This window comes from Streptomyces sp. NPDC092952, assembly GCF_044754785.1.
Taxonomy (GTDB): Bacteria; Actinomycetota; Actinomycetes; order Streptomycetales; family Streptomycetaceae; genus Streptomyces.
This window is the reverse complement of record NZ_JBIVPT010000004.1, coordinates 501,433-523,185: the sequence shown is the minus strand read 5'-3', so window position 1 is coordinate 523,185 and position 21,753 is coordinate 501,433. Positions and strand designations below refer to the sequence as shown.

25 protein-coding genes are annotated in these 21,753 nt (G+C 71.2%); 15 read left to right on the top strand and 10 right to left on the bottom strand.

The window, feature by feature from the left end; genetic code table 11:
• Positions 1-233 precede the first annotated feature (233 nt).
• Together ACIQGQ_RS13545 and ACIQGQ_RS13540 are read right to left on the bottom strand one after the other, a co-directional pair.
• Entirely contained in the window at positions 234-1,289 is a 1,056-nt protein-coding gene (locus tag ACIQGQ_RS13545) for an NlpC/P60 family protein (protein ID WP_402394580.1), read from the bottom strand.
• Between the two features lie 280 nt (positions 1,290-1,569).
• A complete protein-coding gene (locus tag ACIQGQ_RS13540; RefSeq protein ID WP_402394578.1) occupies positions 1,570-2,346 on the bottom strand; it encodes a class I SAM-dependent methyltransferase in 777 nt (258 codons plus the stop codon).
• Between the two features lie 235 nt (positions 2,347-2,581).
• Here ACIQGQ_RS13540 and mshA point away from each other — a divergent pair, with 235 nt between their 5' ends.
• The 7 genes from mshA to ACIQGQ_RS13505 all read left to right on the top strand — a co-directional run bounded on the left by mshA (position 2,582) and on the right by ACIQGQ_RS13505 (position 8,405).
• Positions 2,582-3,919 (top strand): D-inositol-3-phosphate glycosyltransferase, encoded by a 1,338-nt coding sequence (gene mshA, locus ACIQGQ_RS13535; protein WP_366298621.1) that lies wholly within the window; start codon positions 2,582-2,584, stop codon positions 3,917-3,919.
• Entirely contained in the window at positions 3,912-4,454 is a 543-nt protein-coding gene (locus tag ACIQGQ_RS13530) for a YbjN domain-containing protein (protein ID WP_402394575.1), read from the top strand. The genes mshA and ACIQGQ_RS13530 overlap by 8 nt, the downstream gene beginning before the upstream one ends.
• A 163-nt stretch (positions 4,455-4,617) precedes the next feature.
• Positions 4,618-5,412, top strand: coding sequence for a hypothetical protein (locus ACIQGQ_RS13525; RefSeq protein WP_402394572.1), 795 nt, complete (start codon positions 4,618-4,620; stop codon positions 5,410-5,412).
• 138 nt (positions 5,413-5,550) lie between these two features.
• A complete protein-coding gene (locus ACIQGQ_RS13520) occupies positions 5,551-5,892 on the top strand; it encodes an SCO0607 family lipoprotein (RefSeq protein WP_402394570.1) in 342 nt (113 codons plus the stop codon).
• Positions 5,893-6,015: 123 nt separating this feature from the next.
• Positions 6,016-7,089, top strand: a complete 1,074-nt coding sequence (locus ACIQGQ_RS13515; RefSeq protein ID WP_402394568.1) for a MerR family transcriptional regulator — start codon at positions 6,016-6,018, stop codon at positions 7,087-7,089.
• Positions 7,090-7,127: 38 nt separating this feature from the next.
• Positions 7,128-7,781: a hypothetical protein gene (locus ACIQGQ_RS13510; RefSeq protein ID WP_402394566.1), complete on the top strand. Its 654-nt coding sequence runs from the start codon at positions 7,128-7,130 to the stop codon at positions 7,779-7,781.
• Between the two features lie 246 nt (positions 7,782-8,027).
• Positions 8,028-8,405, top strand: coding sequence for a hypothetical protein (locus tag ACIQGQ_RS13505; protein ID WP_402394564.1), 378 nt, complete (start codon positions 8,028-8,030; stop codon positions 8,403-8,405).
• A gap of 87 nt (positions 8,406-8,492) precedes the next feature.
• On the opposite strand, the gene ACIQGQ_RS13500 is transcribed toward ACIQGQ_RS13505, so the two are convergent.
• The 5 genes from ACIQGQ_RS13500 to ACIQGQ_RS13480 form a co-directional block, all read right to left on the bottom strand.
• On the bottom strand, positions 8,493-8,735 hold the full coding sequence (locus ACIQGQ_RS13500) for a hypothetical protein (RefSeq protein ID WP_352279011.1): 243 nt from the start codon (positions 8,733-8,735) through the stop codon (positions 8,493-8,495).
• Positions 8,732-8,980, bottom strand: a complete 249-nt coding sequence (locus ACIQGQ_RS13495; protein WP_266416166.1) for a hypothetical protein — start codon at positions 8,978-8,980, stop codon at positions 8,732-8,734. Before ACIQGQ_RS13495 ends, ACIQGQ_RS13500 begins: the two co-directional genes overlap by 4 nt.
• A gap of 230 nt (positions 8,981-9,210) precedes the next feature.
• Positions 9,211-9,411: a hypothetical protein gene (locus tag ACIQGQ_RS13490; RefSeq protein WP_402394561.1), complete on the bottom strand. Its 201-nt coding sequence runs from the start codon at positions 9,409-9,411 to the stop codon at positions 9,211-9,213.
• Between the two features lie 183 nt (positions 9,412-9,594).
• Positions 9,595-10,047 carry an NUDIX hydrolase gene (locus ACIQGQ_RS13485; RefSeq protein WP_402394559.1) on the bottom strand — a complete coding sequence of 151 codons (453 nt, stop codon included), beginning with the start codon at positions 10,045-10,047 and terminating at the stop codon, positions 9,595-9,597.
• 164 nt (positions 10,048-10,211) lie between these two features.
• Positions 10,212-10,970, bottom strand: a complete 759-nt coding sequence (locus tag ACIQGQ_RS13480; protein ID WP_352279017.1) for a phosphoglyceromutase — start codon at positions 10,968-10,970, stop codon at positions 10,212-10,214.
• Between the two features lie 236 nt (positions 10,971-11,206).
• Between ACIQGQ_RS13480 and ACIQGQ_RS13475 the strand changes: the two genes are divergently transcribed.
• Positions 11,207-12,514, top strand: a complete 1,308-nt coding sequence (locus ACIQGQ_RS13475; RefSeq protein ID WP_402394555.1) for an MDR family MFS transporter — start codon at positions 11,207-11,209, stop codon at positions 12,512-12,514.
• 94 nt (positions 12,515-12,608) lie between these two features.
• Here the strand turns inward: ACIQGQ_RS13475 and ACIQGQ_RS13470 are convergent, their stop codons facing one another.
• Together ACIQGQ_RS13470 and phoU are read right to left on the bottom strand one after the other, a co-directional pair.
• A complete protein-coding gene (locus ACIQGQ_RS13470) occupies positions 12,609-12,758 on the bottom strand; it encodes a hypothetical protein (RefSeq protein WP_352279020.1) in 150 nt (49 codons plus the stop codon).
• 208 nt (positions 12,759-12,966) lie between these two features.
• Positions 12,967-13,644 (bottom strand): phosphate signaling complex protein PhoU, encoded by a 678-nt coding sequence (gene phoU / locus ACIQGQ_RS13465; RefSeq protein ID WP_352279022.1) that lies wholly within the window; start codon positions 13,642-13,644, stop codon positions 12,967-12,969.
• 198 nt (positions 13,645-13,842) lie between these two features.
• On the opposite strand from phoU, the gene ACIQGQ_RS13460 reads away from it, so the two are divergent.
• On the top strand, positions 13,843-15,117 hold the full coding sequence (locus ACIQGQ_RS13460; RefSeq protein ID WP_402394551.1) for a sensor histidine kinase: 1,275 nt from the start codon (positions 13,843-13,845) through the stop codon (positions 15,115-15,117).
• Positions 15,114-15,794 carry a response regulator transcription factor gene (locus ACIQGQ_RS13455; protein WP_072487966.1) on the top strand — a complete coding sequence of 227 codons (681 nt, stop codon included), beginning with the start codon at positions 15,114-15,116 and terminating at the stop codon, positions 15,792-15,794. The genes ACIQGQ_RS13460 and ACIQGQ_RS13455 overlap by 4 nt, the downstream gene beginning before the upstream one ends.
• Before the next feature lie 124 nt (positions 15,795-15,918).
• Here ACIQGQ_RS13455 and ACIQGQ_RS13450 read toward each other — a convergent pair whose 3' ends face one another.
• Entirely contained in the window at positions 15,919-16,566 is a 648-nt protein-coding gene (locus tag ACIQGQ_RS13450; RefSeq protein ID WP_402394548.1) for a DUF461 domain-containing protein, read from the bottom strand.
• 652 nt (positions 16,567-17,218) lie between these two features.
• Between ACIQGQ_RS13450 and ACIQGQ_RS13445 the strand changes: the two genes are divergently transcribed.
• The 5 genes from ACIQGQ_RS13445 to ACIQGQ_RS13425 all read left to right on the top strand — a co-directional run bounded on the left by ACIQGQ_RS13445 (position 17,219) and on the right by ACIQGQ_RS13425 (position 21,753).
• Positions 17,219-17,701, top strand: coding sequence for a CarD family transcriptional regulator (locus tag ACIQGQ_RS13445; protein ID WP_006380568.1), 483 nt, complete (start codon positions 17,219-17,221; stop codon positions 17,699-17,701).
• Between the two features lie 489 nt (positions 17,702-18,190).
• Entirely contained in the window at positions 18,191-18,937 is a 747-nt protein-coding gene (gene ispD / locus ACIQGQ_RS13440; RefSeq protein ID WP_402394546.1) for a 2-C-methyl-D-erythritol 4-phosphate cytidylyltransferase, read from the top strand.
• On the top strand, positions 18,927-19,466 hold the full coding sequence (gene ispF, locus ACIQGQ_RS13435; protein ID WP_402394543.1) for a 2-C-methyl-D-erythritol 2,4-cyclodiphosphate synthase: 540 nt from the start codon (positions 18,927-18,929) through the stop codon (positions 19,464-19,466). The genes ispD and ispF overlap by 11 nt, the downstream gene beginning before the upstream one ends.
• A gap of 119 nt (positions 19,467-19,585) precedes the next feature.
• Complete coding sequence (locus tag ACIQGQ_RS13430) at positions 19,586-20,182, top strand: GNAT family N-acetyltransferase (protein ID WP_402394540.1); 597 nt, start codon at positions 19,586-19,588, stop codon at positions 20,180-20,182.
• A gap of 47 nt (positions 20,183-20,229) precedes the next feature.
• Positions 20,230-21,753, top strand: a complete 1,524-nt coding sequence (locus tag ACIQGQ_RS13425; protein ID WP_402394537.1) for an ABC transporter substrate-binding protein — start codon at positions 20,230-20,232, stop codon at positions 21,751-21,753.

Here is a 21,753-nt window from a genome sequence, read left to right as displayed (position 1 = left end):
GGCCGCTACCCGGGCATGACAAAGGTCACGCGGAACGACCGGAGGGCGTTCCGGGCACCGGCGGTGCCCGAGCGGCGGACGGGACGGGCCACCCCGGGCCCCGCGGCCGACCGGACCGGCAGGCACGAGAAATCCGACGAACCGGATGAAACCGGCTCACGGTCGGCTCGGGCGCACGGCACGTGGCACATGGCGCCCTTCCGGGGCCCGCGCGTCGGCCGGCCCCGTACCGCCTACTTGTCCGGGCGTACGACGCCGAGTATCTGCATCGAGCCCGCGCCCGCCAGCGTCACATTGCGCCCCGGACGGGGGGCGTGCACGATCGCGCCGTCTCCGACGTACATGCCCACGTGGCTGGCGTCGGAGTGGTAGATGATCAGGTCGCCGGGGCGCATGTCCTTGATGGCGATGCGCGGCAGCAGCCGCCACTGCTCCTGCGAGGTGCGGGGGATCGGCCGGCCTGCCGCCGCCCAGGCCTGGGACGTGAGCCCGGAGCAGTCGTACGACCTGGGGCCCTCGGCGCCCCACACGTACGGCTTGCCTATCTGGGCGGTCGCGAACGCCACCGCCCTCTTGCCGGCGGCGCTCGCCTCGCGGTTGATGTCCTTCAGGGCGCCGGAGCTGAGCCAGGCCGTCTGCTGCTGGTAGGCGGCCTCCTCCTCCAGCTTGAGCAGGCGCGCCCGCTCCTCCTTCTTCAGCCGGGACTCCAGCTTCTTCGCCGCGGCGATCTGGGCGTTGATCCGCTTCTTGGCCTTGGCCTGCTTGATCCGGCCGGCTTCGAGCTTCTTCCAGTTGATGCTCGCGTCCTTGGTGTACGTCTCCAGGTCCTGCTGTGTCCTGGTCAGTTCGCCGAGCACGCCCTGGACGGCCTGCTGGCCCTCCCGGACCCGGCTCACGCCGTCCAGGAAGAGCTGCGGGTCGTCGCTGAGCATCAGCTGCGCGCCGGGCGGCAGCCCTCCGGTGCGGTACTGCTCGCGGGCCTGGGCGCCCGCCTGCTCCTTGAGTTCGGTGATCTTCGCCTGGCCGACGACGATGGCGCGGGCCAGTTTCACGATCTCGGTGGACTGCTTGTCGGCCCGCTCCTCGGCGAGGTTGTACGCGTCGGTGGCCGCCCCGGCCTTGCGGTAGAGGGCGTCGATCTCCTCGCGCACCTCTTCGAGGGTCTTCTTCGGCACCTCGGCACCGGCGGACGGCGGCGTGGGTGCGGCGAGGGCCTGGACCGGCGTGATGAGCACGGACAGCGCGCAGACCAGAGTGATCGCGGCTGAGGCACAGTGACGTCGGTTCACGGGACACCCCTCCGAATAAATCTGATTTACCGTCAGTAACTTTTCGCCGATGTCGAGATCGTGCCATGCCGTACCGAAAAGCAACAGGGGCGCACGACAGCTGTCCTGACGGCCGTATATCCCCGGTGGCGCCCCCGCTTCCCCGCTCCCCTCTCTCTGGACGAACGGAGCGCCGATCCCGTTCCCCCGGCGGGCGCGTTCACCGAAAGGCGTTACGGGCCGGCAGGTGCTGCGAACCGGCAGGCATTACGGGCCGGCAGGCGCTACGGGCCGACAGACGTTACGGGTTGGGCCGGAGGGCGGCCCACTCCACGGTCACCTCGCCCTGCCGCCACCGCCGTACCCCGTCGGCCAGCGGCCAGTCGCCCGACAGCGAGCGCACCGCCGTGATCCAGCGCTGCCGCGCGCCCAGTGAGGCGTACGGGGCCGCCGCGGCCCACGCCCGGTCGAAGTCCCGCAGGAAGGCGTGGACCGGTTCGCCGGGCACATTGCGGTGGATCAACGCCTTGGGGAGACGTTCCGCCAGGTCGGAGGGGCGGTCCAGGGAGGCGAGCCGGGCCGCGAACGTCACGGTGCGCGGCCCCTCCGGGCCGAGCGCCACCCACACGTGCCGCCGTCCGATCTCGTCGCAGGTGCCCTCCACCAGCAGCCCGCCCGGCGCCAGACGGGCACACAGCCGCCGCCAGACCGCGGCCACCTCGCCCTCCTCGTACTGGCGCAGCACGTTCGCCGCGCGGATGAGTTCGGGGCGCTCGGGGAGCGGGATCTCGAAGCCGCCGTGCAGAAAGGTCAGGCCCTCGCACTCGTACGGCTTCGCCGCCGCGACCCGCTCCGGATCGATCTCGATGCCGGCCACGGCGGTGCGCGGCTCGGCGGTGCGCAGCCGGTGCAGCAGTTCGACGGCGGTCCACGGGGCGGCGCCGTAGCCGAGGTCGACGGCGACGGGGCGGTCGGCGCGGCGCAGGGCCGGGCCGTGGGTGGCGGCGATCCAGCGGTCCATGCGGCGGAGCCGGTTCGGGTTGGTGGTCCCGCGGGTCGCGGTGCCGATGGGGCGCATGACACCGAGCGTAACGATCCCGCGGGGCGCGTCGGCGGGACGGGGGCTCGGGCGGGCGGGCCGGGGCGGGTGCGGATGGCGCGCCGGTCGCGCGCTGGTCGCGCGCCCGAAGTGCGCCTGCTGCACCGTAATGATTTGGTAAAGCGGAAATGAAAGAGGGCGTTCCGATGTTCCAGCCCCTGGCGGGGCTCGGGTCCCTCCGCAGTCATGCCCTGGATGAGGAGGACCGGACGACGTGAGTCAGTACGTCTCCCGGCGCGGCAGTGGCCGCGCGGCGCCGCGCCTCAGGTTCCCCGGCGGCCACCGCAGGCCCCGCCGCATCGCGATGCTCTCCGTGCACACCTCACCGCTCCACCAGCCGGGCACCGGCGACGCGGGCGGGATGAACGTCTACATCGTCGAGCTGGCCAGACGGCTCGCCGCGATCGGTGTCGAGGTCGAGATCTTCACCCGGTCCACCACCGGCGGGCTGCCCCCGGTGGTCGAGCTGGCCCCCGGCGTCCTGGTCCGCCATGTCGACGCGGGGCCGTACGAGGGCCTGGCCAAGGAGGAGCTGCCCGCCCAGCTCTGCGCCTTCACGCACGGCGTGATGCAGGCGTGGGCCGGCCAGCGCCCCGGCTACTACGACCTGGTCCACTCCCACTACTGGCTCTCCGGCCACGTCGGCTGGCTCGCCGCCCAGCGCTGGGGCGTCCCGCTCGTCCACGCCATGCACACCATGGCGAAGGTCAAGAACGCCGCGCTGGCCGAGGGCGACACCCCCGAGCCGCCCGCCCGGGTGATCGGCGAGACCCAGATCGTGGACGCGGCGGACCGGCTGATCGCCAACACCGCCGAGGAGGCCGACGAGCTCGTCCGCTTCTACGACGCCGATCCCGCGTCCGTCGCCGTCGTCCACCCCGGCGTCAACCTGGACCGCTTCCGCCCCGCCGACGGCCGGGCCGCCGCGCGGGCCCGTCTCGGGCTGCCGCAGGACGCCCTGATCCCGCTCTTCGCCGGCCGGATCCAGCCACTGAAGGCGCCCGACGTGCTGCTGCGGGCGGTGGCGGTGCTGCTGGACCGGGAACCCGCGCTGCGCGGCCGGCTGGTCGTGCCGGTCGTCGGCGGCCCGAGCGGCAGCGGGCTCGCCAAGCCGGAGGGGCTCCAGAAGCTGGCGGCGCTGCTGGGCATCGCCGACGTCGTACGGTTCCAGCCGCCGGTCGGGCAGGAGCAGCTCGCCGACTGGTTCCGGGCTGCTTCCGTGCTGGTCATGCCCTCGCACAGCGAGTCCTTCGGCCTGGTCGCCATCGAGGCGCAGGCGGCGGGCACCCCGGTCGTCGCGGCGGCCGTGGGCGGTCTTCCGGTGGCGGTGCGGGACGGGGTGAGCGGCTTCCTGATACCCGGGCACGACCCGGCGGCGTACGCGCGCGAGCTGGCCCGGTTCGCCTCGCCGGAGCTGGTCACCCGGATGGGCGCGGCGGCGGCCGCGCACGCCCGGGGCTTCGGCTGGGACACCGCCGCCGCCGCGACCGCCGAGGTGTACACGGCCGCGATGCAGGGCCACCGCCGTCGCGTACGCTCGCACCATGGCTGACGTACCCGAGGACCTGACCGGCGGAGCCGTGACGACGGAGCGGGCCGCGCGGGTCGTCGAGGCGACCCTGGAGGAAGCCGGGCTCGAATGGGAGAGCCCCGCGCCCGGCGACTACGTCGTCAAGCTGCCCGGCACGCGCAAGCTGTCCACCACCTGCTCGCTGCGCGTCGGCACGCACTCGCTCTCCCTCAACGCCTTCGTCGTCCGCCACCCCGACGAGAACGACGCGGCCGTCCACCGCTGGCTCCTGGAGCGCAACCTCCGCCTGTTCGGCGTCAGTTACGCGATCGACGGGCTCGGCGACATCTACCTCGTCGGCAGGCTGCCGCTCTCCGTGGTCACCCCGCAGGAGCTGGACCGGCTGCTCGGCGTGGTCCTCGAAGCGGCCGACGGGTCCTTCAACACCCTGCTGGAGCTGGGGTTCGCGAGCGCCATCCGCAAGGAGTACGCCTGGCGCGTCTCGCGCGGCGAGTCCACCCGGAACCTGGACGCGTTCGACCGGCTGACCCGGCAGCAGGACGGCTCGGCCGACTGAGCTCCCCCGCGGCCGCGCCCATCGCGCGGCCGCCTTCACAGGAGGATCACAGGCTCGTCACGATCGCCCCCTGCGCCCGATTTGACGGGTCATCAGGTCATTTTCCGCTCCTAGAGTGATCAAGATCGAACACTCGGCTCATAGAGACGGATCAGACCAGACAATGCGCTCCATCGCCATACGTCGTACCGCTGTTGCCGCCACTGCGGCGTCCCTGGCTCTGCTCGTCACCGCGTGCGGCGGTTCGGACTCCGCGTCCGACCCGGGCGCCGGGGACAAGGGCACCAAGGGCAAGGAGTCCGCGGCGGCCGCGCCCGCCGCGAAGGCGCTGAGCGCCGCCGAGCTGGAGAAGGTCGCGCTGGCCCAGGGCGACGTCAAGGACCACGAGATCAGCAAGACCGCGGCCAAGGACACCCTCCCGGTCGACCAGATCAAGGTCGAGAAGGAGGCCTGCACCCCGCTGGTCCACGCCCTGATGGGCTCCCAGGTCGGTGAGCCGGCGGCGTTCACCAAGCGCACGGTCGTCAGCAAGCCGAAGAAGACCGACCTGAAGAAGCAGGACGACGCGGACGTGGAGAAGGCGTTCAAGGCCGCCTTCGACATCACGACCACGCAGCTCGCCCTCGGTTCGTACGACGGCAAGGGCGCACAGGATTCGGTCGCCTCGATGCGCACCGCCGCCACCGAGTGCGCGGGCGGCTTCGAGTACACCGCGGCCGGCGAGAAGCAGAAGATCGCCGGGATCACCGAGGAGAAGGTCAAGGGCGGCGAGGAGGCCGCCGCCTGGACCATCGAGGTGCAGCAGGACGGCGAGAAGAACCGGATGAAGCTGGTGGTGCTGCGCCAGGGCGCCACGCTCGCCTCGTTCTCCTCGATGAACCTCGCGGCGGCGAGCGAGGGCGGGGACTTCGAACTGCCGGCCGCGGTGGTCGAGGCCCAGGCCGCGAAGCTCGCCTGACCCCTGGTGCGCGACGGGGCGCCACGTACGTACGGACGGACAAGTACGTGGCGCCCCGGGGGTGAGTACTCGTACTCATGATCGATGGTTTCTGCGCCGGGCAGGCTGGGGGCACCAGCGAGCAGAAGGAGCAGGACCATGTACGGGACCAGTCGGAACGGCCGGACGATCTCCACGCGCGACGGGCGGGGCCGGAACAGGGCGGCGGTGGCCCTCGCCCTCGCGGCGGCGGCCGTGGCGGCGTTGACCACGGGCTGCTCGGTGCAGGACGCGACCTGCAGCAACGGGGAGTATCCGGTCATGACGATCGGGGGCACCGGATCGGCCTGCCAGCCCGACGGCGAGGACCCGCCGAAGGGATACGTCCGCTACCCGGAGGGCAGGGTGCCGAAGCACGTGGACGACAAGTGGGACATCTACTGGCGGACCCACACCGTGGACAAGAAGGGCGACATCATCGAGGTCCCGGCCGGCTCTTAGCGGTCGGCTCCGGAAGTCCTTCGGGGGTTGATGCTGGGGGAGCTCCTGTGCCAGGTGGTGGCGTGGAACCCGGCCGAAGCGCGAGTTGACGTTCAAGTTGGATGAACGTTGACAATCGGGGCCATGGACGGCACCACGGAACTACTGAGCATCAGCGCCTTCGCGCGGCGGGTCGGTCTCGCTCCGAGCGCCTTGCGTTTCTACGACGACTGCCGCGTTCTGCGGCCGGTGTGGGTTGACGGGGCGACGGGATACCGCTTCTACAGTCCTGCGCAGGAGTCCCGTGCCGCTCTCCTGCGCAGTCTGAGAGAAGCGGGACTGCCGCTGGCTGAGGTCACCGTGGTGCTCGACGGGCCCGAGCACGAGGGCCGAGAGGTACTGAAGCGGCACTTGGACAGGATGCGGGACCAGAAGCAGACGGCCGAGGCGGCCATCGCCGTGGTTCTACGTTCCTTCTCGACTGCCGACAGCATGACGGAAGCGCGAATCGGTGGCGTGGAGTTGGCCAGTGCAGTACGCCAGGTGGTGCCGGCCGCGGCTTCCGACGCGGAACTTCCTGTGCTGGGTTGCGTCCTCATCGAGATCGATGACGGCGAGGTGCGTCTGGTGGCTACCGATCGCTACCGCCTGTCGATGCGCGTCCTGAGGCCGGCGGCACTCGACGGAGGGCCCTGCCGCCTGCTGGTGCACGCGGCTGACCTGATCCAGTTCGGGCAATGGGCGGCGCGAGTCCATGAGGTCACCATCCAGGTCGGACCGGACGGCGCCCGCGCAAGCAGTACGGCAGAGTCCCGCGTTCTGGTGACGATCGATGACCTGTTCCCTGCCTACCGCGAGATGCTTTCGGCCCTGCCCCCGCCCGAATACCGCGTGATTGTGGATCGCCTGGCTCTGCGTGAGGCGGTCAACAGCCACGCAGACGCCGCACGTATCGCTCTGAGCTTCGCCGACGACGAGCTGGTCGTCTCGTTCGCCGACCGCTCCGACGCCGTCGCCCTGCCTGCGGTCTGCCATGAAGACCTGCCCCAGCGGATCGGTTTCGACCCCGCCGTCCTGGGCCCCGCGCTGGAGGCCAGTGTCGGGCCCGACGTTCTGTTGGAGGTCTCCGCCGCAGACCGGCCTGTCGTGGTGCGTTCCGCAGACCAGGGCAGCTTCAGCACGCTGATCATGCCCGTCGCCCTCGACGCCTCCAGCTGATTCCCCCGGCACCGCATCCTCACCACCTCAGGAGAACCGTGACCGACCCCGAGAACATCGTCGTGCGGCTGTGCGCGCAGGGTATGCAGGCCGAGGCCGAAGGACGAGATGCCCGAGCCCGGGACCTGTTCCTTCAAGCCTGGGAAGCGGCCGAGGACGACTACGACGCCTGCATCGCCGCGCACTACCTCGCCCGGCACCAGCCGACTCCGCAGGAGACTCTGCGCTGGAACCAGGAGTGCCTGAACCGGGCCGACAAGGTCGGCGACGACCGCGTCCGCGGCTTCTACGCCTCACTTCACGGCAACATGGCCCGGGCCCACCGGGACCTGGGCCGGATCGAGCAGGCCCGCGAACACTTCGAGTCCGCCGCCGAGCACATCGACGACGTCCCAGTCGGCCCCCACCAGCAGTGGCTCCGCTACCGCATCGCCGCAGGACTGCGTGCCACCACTCCGGCCGCACCACAGCAGCGCGAAGACCCGGTCGGCGAACTCCTCACCACGCTCTGCGCACGCGCGGACCTCGAAGCCCTGAGTCTGCTGCTGCCCCCGTACATGGGCAGCCTCGGCACGCCCGAGGACGAGGAACGCGTCACCACCGCCCTGCGCATGCTCCATGCCGAGCGTCGTCTTCCCGACGAGGAGCAGGCCGTCCTCAGCCACGCGATCAAGGCCCGGTCCGCCGCGTGAGCGCCCCCGATCCTCGGTGACCCGCGCGACACGCACGTAGACCGCCGGCCGCCTTCGTGGGGGCCGACGGACCTTCAACGATCACGATGGCCCGCCGACCTGACGCGCTCAAGCCCTGGCGGTACCGGTCCTGGATCTTCGTCCGCGACCCGGACTTCCGCGCCAAGGCCCAGCGTGTCCTGGACCTGTACGCCCGCACGTTCGAGGGTGTCCCGCTGGGCGAGGACGAGTACGTCGTCTCCAGCGATGAGAAGACCTCCGTCCAGGCGCGTCTTCTGGATCGTCGACAACGGCTCCTCCCATCGAGGGAAGAAGGCCGTCAACCGTCTGACCAAGGCGTTTCCGAACGCGATCATGGTCCACGCTTCCGTACACGCCTCTTGGACCAACCAGATCGAGATCTTCTTCTCCATCGTCCGACGCAAGGTCGTCCAACCCAACGACTTCACGGACCTCACCCGGGTCCGGGACCGGCTCCGAGCATTCGAAGACCGTTACAACGCCACGGCACAGCCGTTCCGGTGGAAGTTCACCACCTCCGCCCTGGGCGATCTGCTGGCCCGGCTCGACCGACACACACCAGCTGACCGACAAGAAGAATCCTCCGTCGCCCTGGCAGCCTGATCAACCCCGAAGGACTTCCGGAGCCCACCACTTAGCCCCGGGACACGATCCGGCCGGCTCGTAGTCCCGGTCCGTGATCCGGGCGGTTCAGGGCAGCGGGACGAGCCGTACGACGGTGACGGTCAGCACCGACCCGGAGACGTAATAGAGCACGATCGCCCCGGCGACCGTCGCCTCGCGGCGGTCGCGTTCGCTCTTCACGGCCGACGAGCCGTGCCCGTACGGGTCGAGGCCCAGCGTCCGGGCCATCTCGGCCCGGAAGGTCTCGCCGTCGCGCATCTTGGCCAGCGAGTCGTCGGCGGGCGGCGCGTAGGAGATGCGGAAGCTCAAGCGACGCTCCGCCTCTCGGCCTCGTCCTGCGCCAGCCGGTCCAGGATCCGCTCGGCCTCGGGGTCGGGCACGGCCTCCAGCATCCAGTGCCGCATCACCGCCTGGATCTCGTGGACCCCCGCCTCGTTGATGGCGCGGTCGAACTCCTCGCGTCTCTCCTCCGGCAGCGTGGCCCGGATGGCCGGAATGCTGTTGGGCACGTCGACCTCGGCACCACCGACGAAGGTCTTCAGGGGCTCGCCCATGATTGCTCCCCGCTCTCGTCGCTCTCCCCGTACGCCCCGGAAACGCCCCCGGAACGCCACCCGGCCGCGTTCCGGACGATAGCCTTCCGGGCACGTGGCAGCAGTGTGACGAAGACCTTAGCGCCGCCGACGACGCCATACGCACGGACCGTCGGAAACAGGTAGGAACGCCTTCGGCAATCCGTGACATAACGTGCGGACGGGGGCAGTTGACGCAACCTGAGGCTACGTCACGACCAGGCGTCGGCGTACGGAACGCCGAGCATGAAGAGCACTCCGCCCACGAGCAGGGCGGCGACGGCGGCGACTACAGCCAGGACCGACAAACCCGTCACTCCCGCGATCGCGGACAGGCCGACCCGTGTCGCCGTCCTGGCCCGCGCGACGGCCTCCTCGTAGTCACTGTCGTCGTCCCACTCCCGGCCGTTCACGACGCCTCCCGGACCGGAGCACAGGAGCGCACCCCGCACCCGTGCGCACCGCGGGACGGCCCGCGAAAAGCCCTCTCCTGACCGGAAAGGCGGGTTCTGGCGGTCGTTGCAGCACGGCGGTGGTGGTGTGGAGCAGCCATGCCATCGGCTTAGGTCCGGCAGGCGCCGCCCGCGTCGGGTCCGTCAACGGGCCTGCGTGAGAGCCGACTCGGCCCGGTCCAGCATGCCCAGGGCGTCGGCCGTCGGGGGAGACACGGTGCCGGGCCCCAGGTCGGTGAGCGGGACCCACATGGCCGCTTCGGTGGAGCCGTCGATCTCGGTGACCGTCGGCTCCCCGTCCTTGAGGGAGACGGCGTAGAACAGGGCCGTCAGGCTCCAGCTCACGCCGTTCCGCCGGGCCGGGTACGTCCGTGCGTCGAGCAGGCGGGCCTCGGTCGGTTCGAGGCCCGTCTCCTCCAGCAGTTCGCGCGCCAGCGTCTCGACCGGCTGCTCACCCGGGTCGATCCCTCCGCCGGGCAGGTGCCACAGCCCCGGCGCGAAGACCGGCGACGCCTCCGACAGCCGGGCCACCAGCATGTGGCCGTCCCGCACGGCTATCGCGTACGCGGAAACGCGCGTCCTGACCTGAGCGTTCATCATGTCCTCCCCCGTATCGGTTCCGTCGGACCGAACCCTGGCACACCGTCGCGGACGCCGTACCGGCATGATCGCGATCCGGCCTTCCCCGGAGGGGCCCCGCGCACGAAAACGCCTCCCGCCCGTGCCGTACGCACAGGTGGGAGGCGTGATCGCAGGATGCGTTACTTCTTGCCCTGGTTCTTCACGGCCTCGATGGCGGCCTTCGCCGCGTCCGGGTCGAGGTAGGTGCCGCCCGGCTTCAGGGGGCGGAAGTCGGCGTCCAGCTCGTAGGCGAGCGGGATGCCGGTCGGGATGTTCAGGCCCGCGATGTCGGCGTCGGAGATGCCGTCGAGGTGCTTGACCAGCGCGCGGAGGCTGTTGCCGTGCGCGGCGACCAGGACCGTGCGGCCGGCGAGGAGGTCCGGGACGATGCCGTCGTACCAGTACGGCAGCATGCGGACGACGACGTCCTTGAGGCACTCGGTGCGCGGGCGCAGCTCCGGCGGGATCGTCGCGTAGCGCGGGTCGTCGCTCTGCGAGAACTCGGTGCCGTCCTCCAGGGCGGGCGGCGGGGTGTCGTACGAGCGGCGCCAGAGCATGAACTGCTCCTCGCCGAACTCGGCCAGCGTCTGGGCCTTGTCCTTGCCCTGGAGGGCGCCGTAGTGGCGCTCGTTCAGCCGCCAGGAGCGGTGGACGGGGATCCAGTGGCGGTCCGCGGACTCCAGCGCGAGCTGCGCGGTGCGGATGGCGCGCTTCTGGAGGGAGGTGTGCAGCACGTCGGGGAGCAGGCCGGCGTCCTTCAGCAGCTCACCGCCGCGGACCGCCTCCTTCTCGCCCTTCTCGGTGAGGTTGACGTCCACCCAGCCGGTGAACAGGTTCTTCGCGTTCCATTCGCTCTCGCCGTGGCGGAGGAGGATCAGCTTGTACGGTGCGTCGGCCATGGTGCCGAGCGTAATCGAACCCGTACGAACCCCGCGCGAGCGGCCACAGGGCGGACAGGTCGGGCAGCCCCGGGGTGGGCCGGGGTCCGGGCCGGTCGGGCGGTCGATTGACGGCGGGCGTCAAACGACTGGCGGACCGGAATTCCGGATTCGTAATGTGTGGACAACAGCCGGGCCGCTTACCCAGCGGCTTTCGTTCCGTATCCACGTCACCTACGTCCCCGGGGGGATTCCGCATGTCCGTCGCCGGTCTCAGACGGGCCGCCCGCGCATCCGTGTCCGGTCTGCCCAGCCAGTTCTGGTGGCTGTGGACCAGCACACTGGTCAACCGCCTCGGTGGCTTCGTCGCCACGTTCATGGCGCTCTACCTGACCCTGGACCGGGGGTACTCGGCCTCGTACGCCGGGCTGGTCGCCGCGCTGCACGGGCTCGGCGGGGTCGTCTCCTCGCTCGGGGCCGGGGTGATGACCGACCGGCTCGGCCGCCGCCCCACGATGCTGATCGCGCAGACGTCGACGGCCCTGTCGGTGGCGGTGCTCGGCTTCATGGTCCACCCGGTGGCGATCGCGGGCGTCGCCTTCGTCGTCGGCATGGCGAGCAACGCCTCGCGGCCGGCCGTGCAGGCGATGATGGCCGACATCGTCCGGCCGGAGGACCGGGTACGGGCCTTCTCGTTGAACTACTGGGCCATCAACCTCGGCTTCGCGGTCTCCTCGGCCGGTGCCGGGTTCGTCGCCGAGTACAGCTATCTCGCCGGGTTCCTGGGCGAGGCCGTCATGACGCTGGCCTGCGCCGTCGTCGTCTTCCTGAAGGTGCCCGAGACCCGGCCGGAGAAGGCCGCGGCGGTCGGCCCGGCAGGCGGCGGTGTGGCGGAGGAGGAGGTCCGGCTCTCCACCGTGCTGCGCGACGGCCGGTTCATGAGCGTGGTCGGCCTCTCCTTCGTCATCGCCCTGATCTTCCAGCAGGGGTACGTGGGGCTGCCGGTGGCCATGGGGTCGGACGGGTTCTCCAGCTCCGACTTCGGCACCGCCGTCGCCGTCAACGGGGTGCTGATCGTGGTGCTCCAGATCCCCGTCACGCGCTTCATCGAGCACCGCGACCCGCGCCGGCTGCTGGTCGTCTCCTCGCTGCTGGCCGGGTACGGGTTCGGGCTGACCGCGTTCGCCGGGTCGGTCGGGGCCTACGCGCTGACCATCTGCGTCTGGACGGTCGCCGAGATCGTCAACTCGCCGATCCAGAGCAGCCTGGTCGTCCGGCTGTCGCCCGCCCGGGGCCGGGGCCGCTACCAGGGCATGTACACGATGTCGTGGGCCGTGGCGGCGCTGATCGCCCCGCTGATGTCGGGCCTGGTGATCGACCGGTTCGGCCCGAAGTGGCTGTGGGGCACGTGCGCCGTGCTGGGGACGGTGGCCGCGCTGGGGTATGGGCTGCTGATGCGGAACCTTCCGGCGTCGGACGCGGTGGCGGCGGCCGGGGGCCGGCCGGGCCCGGCCGCGGAGGAGGACCGCGCCGACACCGGAGCCCCCGCCGAGCGGACGGCCTGAGCACCCGCACCCGCACCCGGGGCGGGGCACCGGGACACGGCGGCGCCCCGCGCGAAAGCTTCGCGCGGGGCGCGCCCGGTGGCACGACGGACGGTCAGCCGCAGCAGCCACCGCACTGGCACGGGGCGCCCGACTGGCAGCCGCAGCCGCAGCCGGAGCCGCAGCCACAGGCGCCGAGCAGGGGCAGGCGGACCGCCTCGGCGGGCACGTCCTGCTGGGGGTCGGTGACGGGGGAATCGGCCATGGATCCTCCTCAAGGCGTACGACAGGGCCGTACGCCACGACGACGCGCATACGGCCGGGGCGTACGGGCAAGGCGCGCAGCCCCACCCCATTGGATGCCCGCACCGGCGGGCGCATCAACGGCGCACTCGCGCAGGGCCGCCCATGCGCCCCGCGCACGCCCTCTTACGCGCCCCCGGTGGCGGCCCGCACGCCCCCGCGTACCCGTGTCAGGCGCCCTCCACCGCCGCCTGCTGCTGGATCTCGTCCGCGTGCTCGCCCGTCACCAGGTACACCACCCGCTTCGCCACCGACACCGCGTGGTCCGCGAAGCGCTCGTAGTAGCGGCCGAGCAGCGTCACGTCCACGGCGGTCTCGATGCCGTGCTTCCAGCGGTCGTCCATCAGGTGCTGGAAGAGCGTGCGGTGCAGCAGGTCCATCTCGTCGTCGTCCTGCTCCAGCTGGAGGGCCAGGTCGACGTCCTTGGTGATGATGACCTCGGCGGCCTTGGCCATCAGGCGCTGCGCCAGCTGCCCCATCTCCAGGATGGTGGCGTGCAGGTCGTGCGGGACCGCCGACGCCGGGAAACGCAGCCGGGCCAGCTTGGCGACGTGCTGGGCGAGGTCGCCCGAGCGCTCCAGGTCGGCGCTCATCCGCAGGGAGGTGACCACTATGCGCAGGTCCGTCGCGACGGGCTGCTGGCGCGCGAGCAGGGCGATGGCCCGCGCCTCCAGGTCGTGCTGAAGGTCGTCGACCTTCTGGTCGGCGGCGATCACGCTCTCCGCGAGCTTGAGATCGGCATCGAGCATGGAGGTCGTCGCCCGGCCGATCGCCGACCCGACGAGCCGGGCCATCTCGACCAGACCTTCGCCGATCGAGTCGAGTTCCTCGTGGTACGCGTCACGCATGGAAGTCCCTCTCCAGTCCTCTTCGTAAGGCCGGGGCCAGCTTCGAACCCCACGCTGCCACCTTGGGGCGCCTACGCGTCGGGCTCCGGCCGCCCAAGTGAACCAGCCCTTGCCCCTCGGTGAACTCTGGGCGACGAGTGTTCGGACAGGCACTCGGATGGCTGGGAGAGTCCTCCGGTACCCGCATAACCTTGACGTATGGACGTGAACGCGGCAGTCGCCGCAGCTGCGGCGATCGGCGGTGCGGGCACCGGTGTGATCGCCATGCTCGCGTTCCGCTGGAGCGAGCGCGACCAGAAGAAGCCGACGCGGACCTCCATGCGGCCCGACAGCAACGCCCCCCTTCCGCCCGGAGTGGACACGGTCCTGTCCGTGCTCAGCTCGTCGGCGGTGGTGCTCGACGAGAGCGACAGCGTGGTCAAGGCCAGCTCCGCCGCCTATGCGCTGGGGCTGGTACGGGGCGGTCGGCTCGCGGTGGAACCGATGCTCAACATGGCCCGGGACACCCGCAGGGACGGCGAGATACGCCAGGTCGAGCTGGACCTGCCCCGGCGCGGGACCGGCCGGGGCGAGGCCCTCGCGGTCTCCGCCCGGGTCGCCCCGCTCGGCTCCCGCCTGGTGCTCCTGCTGGTCGAGGACCTCACGGAGGCCCGCCGGATAGAAGCGGTACGACGCGACTTCGTCGCCAACGTCAGCCATGAACTGAAGACCCCGGTGGGGGCGCTCTCGCTGCTCTCCGAGGCCGTGATGGACGCCAGCGACGACCCGGAGGCGGTGGAGCGCTTCGCGGGCCGGATGCAGGTCGAGGCGACCCGGCTGACCAACCTCGTCCAGGAGATCATCGACCTCTCGCGGGTGCAGAACGACGACCCGCTGGAGGACGCCGAGCCGGTCCGGGTGGACGAGCTGGTGGCCGAGGCCATCGACCGCTGCCGCCAGCAGGCCGGCTCCAAGCAGATCACCATGGCGGCCGGCGGCACCGCGGAGCTTCACATCTGGGGCAACCGCGGACAGCTCGCCGCGGCCCTCGGCAACCTCGTCGAGAACGCCGTCAACTACAGCCCCGCCCGTACCCGGGTGGGCATCGCCGCCCGGCGGGTGTCCGTACCCGGCGGGGACCAGATCGAGATCGCCGTGACCGACCAGGGCATAGGCATCTCGGAGAAGGACCGCGAGCGGGTCTTCGAACGGTTCTACCGCGTCGACCCGGCCCGCTCACGGGCCACCGGTGGCACCGGCCTCGGCCTCGCCATCGTGAAGCACGTGGCCGCCTCGCACGGCGGGGAGGTCACGGTCTGGAGCTCGGAGGGCCAGGGCTCCACCTTCACCCTGCGGCTGCCCGAAGCGGGCTCCGTACGGGAGCGCGACCGCGGTCCGGCCGGGCCGCGCACCGTCAACGACGACGAGGGTCCCGAGGGACCCGCCCACCCCGACACCCTTGAACCAATCCCAGCCCCGGAGGTCCTTCCGTGACCCGAGTGCTCGTCGTCGAGGATGAGGAATCCTTCAGCGACGCCCTGTCCTACATGCTCCGCAAGGAGGGCTTCGAGGTCGCCATCGCGGCCACCGGCCCGGACGGGCTTGACGAGTTCGAGCGCAACGGCGCCGACCTCGTCCTGCTCGACCTGATGCTTCCGGGCCTGCCCGGCACCGAGGTCTGCCGTCAGCTGCGCAGCAGGTCCAACGTCCCCGTGATCATGGTCACGGCGAAGGACAGCGAGATCGACAAGGTCGTCGGCCTGGAAATAGGAGCCGACGACTACGTGACCAAGCCGTTCTCCTCGCGGGAGCTGGTCGCCCGCATCCGCGCGGTGCTCCGCCGCCGCGGCGAGCCGGAGGAGGTCACCCCCGCGGCCCTGGAGGCGGGCCCGGTCCGGATGGACGTGGACCGCCACGTCGTGACGGTCGCCGGCGGCAAGGTCGACCTGCCGCTCAAGGAGTTCGACCTCCTGGAGATGCTGCTGCGCAACGCGGGCCGGGTCCTGACCCGTATGCAGCTGATCGACCGGGTGTGGGGCGCGGACTACGTCGGCGACACCAAGACCCTCGACGTCCACGTCAAGCGGCTGCGCGCCAAGATCGAGCCCGACCCGGGCGCTCCCCGCTTCCTGGTGACGGTGCGGGGCCTGGGCTACAAGTTCGAGCCGTAGGCCGTCACCGGCGCGCGGAAGCGCACGGAAACGGCGGAGGGCGCCCCCTCGAAAGGGAGGGCGCCCTCCGCCGTTCACGTATGCGCGCGGGGTCAGGGCCGGGGCCCCGCCGTGCGGCGTACGGTCAGTGCGAGTCGGCCGAGGCGGACGTGGAGTCGCTCGGGGCGTCCGGCACGGCGTCGCCGGACGCGCCCTCGGCGGGCTTGTTGGTGGCGGAGCCGGTCGGCGACGCGGGGGTCTTCGACGGCAGCACGGGCAGGCTGCTCGGGCCGTAGCCCTTGAAGTAGCTCTCCGCGGGCACGACGAGGGCGTCGATCGGGACCTCGCCGGTCGAGCTGAAGGTGAAGACGACGCGCTGCACGCCGCCCGCCTTGGCGGCCTCCGAGCCGCCCTCGATCACGGCGGCGGCGTTGTTCGCGCCGCCCAGGGTCACCTTGCCGCCGGCCGGGACCACGATCCGGCTCTCGCCCTTGGCGGGGTGCAGCTGCACCGGGGCGCCCCCGGCCTGGAGGGCCACGGACTTCAGGGTCTGCGTCTTGGTGCCGTTGTTGAACAGCGTCGCGGCGATGACGGCCGGGCCCTCGGCGGTGAGCCGGGGCTGGGTGATGACGTTCACGTTCTGGACGCTGATGTCGCCGATGGTGGTGGCGGCATTGTCCGGCTTGACCTGCAGCGTCGCTGCGTCATTGCCCGCGCCGCACGCGGCGAGCGAGGCGATCGAGAACACGATGGCAGTGGCGGCGAGGGCGCCGTGTCGAAGGCTGCGGCTCACGGCGGCGGCAACTCCTTGAACGTTCGGGCGGCGGACGGGGGAGGACGGCCGCGTAAAGCCGCCCTAAGGGTGTGTCAGCGGCCTTAGGCTACCGAGCCGCCCCGCCGCCCCCGCACCCGACCCGCCCCAAAGACGGTGTCCCTGGTCTTCCGTTCGGATCACCGAGGGTCGCGCCGCGCGGACGAAGAGGTACGGGCGGGTGTCCTCGGAGCCCCTCCGAAACGGACCGGCACGCGTTGACACGTGCTGTTCACATATCGCCGGTGATCAATTCATGGAGCGTGGCGCATTCCGAGCGCATAAGCGATCATGCCGCGCCGGCGATCAATTCCATTGATCAACGCCACTTACCTCCGCTTACCCTCGGACGGGTGATCGATCTCCGAACGGAGTAGGGAAAGTCTGGCATCCGGAATCCGGCAAAACGGGATGTTCGTCACCTTCGCCGGGTGGTTCGGATGTGTGGGACGTGTGTGTTTCACCTTGCCCGCACAACCGCTCCGACCTGCGAATACCGCCCTCCGTAAGTCTTCCGCAGCACGTGCCCGTCGCTGTTGTCAAGCCCCGAGATATGCCCTGACCTGCGAAAACGCCATTCAGGAGAAGCCGTTCTCGTGTTACGCTTGATAGCCACGGAAGGGGTACCTGTCACATGACGTTCAAGGTTGGCGACACCGTGGTCTATCCCCATCACGGGGCCGCGCTGATCGAGGCTATCGAAACTCGCCAGATCAAAGGCGTGGACAAGACCTACTTGGTGCTCAAGGTCGCCCAGGGCGACTTGACGGTTCGTGTGCCGGCGGACAATGCGGAGTTCGTGGGTGTGCGCGACGTAGTCGGGCAGGAGGGGCTGGACCGGGTCTTCGAGGTGCTGCGCGCACCGTACGCCGAAGAGCCGACGAACTGGTCCCGGCGCTACAAGGCAAATCTCGAGAAGCTCGCCTCCGGCGATGTCATCAAGGTCGCCGAAGTGGTTCGCGACCTGTGGCGTCGTGAGCGCGAGCGCGGACTTTCCGCAGGTGAGAAGCGGATGCTCGCCAAGGCCCGCCAGATTCTGGTGAGCGAGCTCGCCCTGGCGGAGAACACCAACGAAGACAAGGCCGAGGCCCTGCTCGACGAGGTCCTCGCATCCTGAGCCGATCGGACCGGGCCCGGTCGGGCTGAGTCGATCGGAACGAACCGGCCGTACTGAACCGGAACCGGTCGGGGCGCGCTGTTCGAAGCCGAGTCGGTCTCGTCGACGCGATTAACCGTGCCGGTGGTGATCGGTCGGTGTCCCCATCAATGTGCCGCAGTGCCCGCTGACATCCCTATTCACGGTATGTCGCCGGGCACTGCGGCATGTCTAAGGCATGCCTATTACCAGGCTGCGGATGTCTTGATTTCAACGCAGCCTGGCTGAAATGTATCTGGACTCACCGATGCGTTGGCTTCATCGGTGAGAGCCCCGATACCTTGCTCGCGATCTTGTGCGGTCGACCCCGAGCCGCCGGGGCGGCTGGTCCGAATCGGCCGGGTGTCACGGAAAGGGCCCGGCCGAGTCGGGACTGGGCGCCCGGCTCGCTTCTGGCCATACCCATGTCGGCCGTGGAAACAAACATGCCGAAGCTTCGGAGTGCAACCGATGTCTGATCAATCGCGTCCGTCCCGCACCGCCGCCGTGATTCCCGCGGCCGGCCGCGGTGTGCGGCTCGGTCCGGGCGCCCCCAAGGCGCTCCGCGCGCTGGGCGGTACGCCCATGCTCATCCACGCGGTCCGGGCCATGGCGGCCTCCCGCGCCGTCTCCCTGGTCGTCGTCGTGGCGCCGCCGGAGGGCGCCCCCGAGGTCAAGAACCTCCTCGACGAGCACGCCCTGCCCGAGCGCACCGACTACCTGGTCGTGCCCGGCGGCGCCACCCGCCAGGAGTCGGTGCGGCTCGGTGTCGAGGCGCTGCCCGAGGACGTCTCCGTCGTCCTGGTCCACGACGCCGCCCGCCCGCTGGTGCCGGTCGACACGGTCGACGCGGTGGTCGAGGCGGTACGGGGCGGGGCGCCCGCCGTCGTACCGGCGCTGCCGCTGGCCGACACGGTCAAAGAGGTCGAGCCGGGGGCGCCGGGGGAGCCGGAGCCGGTGCTCGGCACGCCCGTACGGGCCAGGCTGCGCGCGGTGCAGACCCCGCAGGGCTTCGACCGGGACACGCTCGTCCGCGCGCACGAGACCGTCGCGCTCAGCGGCGAGGGTGCGACGGACGACGCGGGCATGGTGGAGCGGACCGGGGCGCCCGTCGTGGTCGTCCCCGGGCACGAAGAGGCGTTCAAGGTGACCCGGCCGCTCGATCTGGTGCTGGCCGAGGCGGTACTCGCACGCAGGAGGGCGAACGATGGCTTCTGAGAAGGCGACGGCATCCGAGGAAACGGTTTCCTCCTTGGGGCGGACCGGGCCGGTGATCCCGCTGGTGGGGATCGGCACCGACATCCACGCCTTCGAGGAGGGGCGCGAGCTGTGGTGCGCGGGGCTGCGCTGGGAGGGCGAGGGGCCCGGGCTCGCCGGGCACTCGGACGCCGACGTCGTGGCCCATGCCGCGTGCAACGCGCTGTTCTCGGCCGCCGGGCTCGGTGACCTCGGGCAGCACTTCGGGACCGGCCGCCCCGAGTGGTCCGGCGCGGCCGGGGTGACCCTGCTCACCGAGGCGGCCCGGATCGTCCGGGCCGGAGGCTTCGAGATCGGCAACGTGGCCGTCCAGGTCGTCGGTGTACGGCCGAAGATCGGCAAGCGGCGCGAGGAGGCGCAGCGGGTGCTGTCGGCCGCCGTGGGCGCGCCCGTCTCGCTCTCCGCCGCCACCTCGGACGGGCTGGGCTTCACCGGCCGGGGCGAGGGGCTCGCGGGCATCGCGACCGCGCTGGTCTACCGCACAGCCTGACCGGTGGCACGGCCCTGACCTGGCGGTACGCCGGACCGCGCCTCTTGTTGCACATCGCTTGCACGTACGCTGGTACGGCAAGCGATGTGTCGTAGAGGCAGGAGAACGGTGAGCCGCCGATGAGCACCATGACCCAGGCGCCGGCGGCGCCCGAGACCGACGGATACGTCCTGCGCACCGCCACCGCGGCCGATCTCGGCGGGGCGCGGGCCGTGATGCTGGACACCGTCTACCGCGACCTGAAGTCCGGCTACGTGCCGCGCTGGCACGCCGACATCATCGACCCCGAGGCCGCCTACCTGCGGCCCAAGCGGTGCACCCTGCTGGTCGTCGAGCGCGGCGGGGAGATCGTCGCCACCGGTGCGGTGCGCGACCGGGGCCCGCAGGCGCCGCCCAATCCGCGGTGGGTCGCGGACCGCTTCCCGTCCGGCACCACGGCCCAGCTCTGCCGGATCTACGTCGCTCCCGGCCACCGCAGGCACGGGCTGGCTAGGCGGCTGGTGCGCGAGCTGTGCGACTTCGCCGCGCGGGCGGGCGGGTACGAGGCGATCTACCTGCACACCGACCCGGCGGTGCCCGGCGCGGAGCCGTTCTGGCGTTCGCTCGCCGAGGAGGTCTGCGACGAGCGCGCGTTCCCGGGCGGTGGGCAGGGCATCGTCCACTTCGAACTGCCGATGCCGGTGACGGCCCCGGCGCCCGCCGCCCCGGTCAGGTAACGCCCCCACCTGTTAAATGACAATCATTTTCATATAAGGTCGCTTTCATGTCCCTGCCCCGAAGCCGTCGCCCCGCGCTGCCCGCGGCGCTCCTCGCCGCCGCCCTCCTCGTCCCGCTGGCCACCGCCTGTTCGTCCTCGAACGGCTCCGGCGGCTCCGGCGGCGGTGCGCAACGGCTCCGGGTCGTCATGGCCTTCCCGCCCGCCCAGGCCATGTCCCCCTACGGCGACGACGCGGTCACCCTCAGCCGGCTCGCCGTGATCGAGGGCCTCACCGCGCTGGACGCCAACGGCGCGCCCAAGCCCGCCCTCGCCACCTCATGGAAGCGCGAGAACGACCGCACCTGGACCTTCACGCTGCGCGAGGCCCGCTTCCAGGACGGCACGGAGCTGGACGCGGCCGCCGTCGCCCGCTCGCTGCGCGCCGCCGAGAAGGCGTCCCCCAAGCCGCGCGTCCTCAGCGACACCCGCCTCACCGTCGCCACCCCGGACACCCGGACCGTGCGGATCACCACCGCGACCCCGGACCCGCTGCTGCCCCAGCGCCTGGCCAACCCCTCGCTCACGATCCTCTCCGGCGCCGCGTACGCCGACGGCAAGGCGGACCCCGCCGGGCACGCCACCGGCCCCTTCACCCTCACCAAGGTCAACGGCGCCGTCAGCGCCACCCTCGGCCGCAACGACGGCTACTGGGGCAGCAAGGCCAAGGCCCCCGGCGTCGACGTGAAGTTCGTCGCCGACGGCACCGCCCGGGCCAACGCCCTGCGCACCGGGGCCGCCGACGTCGCCGAGTACGTACCGCTCTCCCAGGTGCCCCTCCTCGGCGACGGGCTGGTCCACGAATTCCCCTCCGCCCGCACCAACGGCCTCTCCCTCAACACCCGGCGCGGGGTCTTCGCCGACCCGGCGATGCGCGCCGCCGCCCGCGAGGCGATCGACTCGGCCGCCCTGGTCAAGGGCGTCTACGAGGGCCGCGCCGACACCGCCAAGGGCCTCCTCGGCCCCGGCGTCCCCTGGGCCGCCGCCGACCGGACCGCCCCCGCCCACCGGGCGAAGGCCGCGAGCAAGGAGCAGGTCGCGAAGACGGGGGAGGTCGTCCTCGCCACGTACACCAACCGGCCCGAGCTGCCCGAGGTCGCCACCGTCGTCCAGCAGCAGCTCACCGCCCGCGGCTTCACCGTCAAGCAGGTCGTCCGCGACTACGCCCAGCTGGAGGCCGACGCGCTGGCCGGGAAGTTCGACGCGTTCATCCAGGCCCGCAACACCCTCCTGGACACCGCCGACCCGGTCTCCTACCTCGCCTCCGACTTCACCTGCGACGGCAGCTTCAACATCTCCCAGCTCTGCGACAAGCGCGTCGACGCCGCCGTGGACAAGGCCGGAACCCTCGCCGACACCGCCGCCCGCCACCGCGCCGAGATGGCCGCCGAGGCCGGTGTCCTCGGCACCGACGCCCTCGTCCCGCTGCTCCACGAGCGCTTCGTCCAGGGCTACGACGGGAGCCGCGTCCACGGCGTCTCGCTCGACCCGATGGAACGGACCCTGATCACCGCCGACACCCGCGTCGGGTGA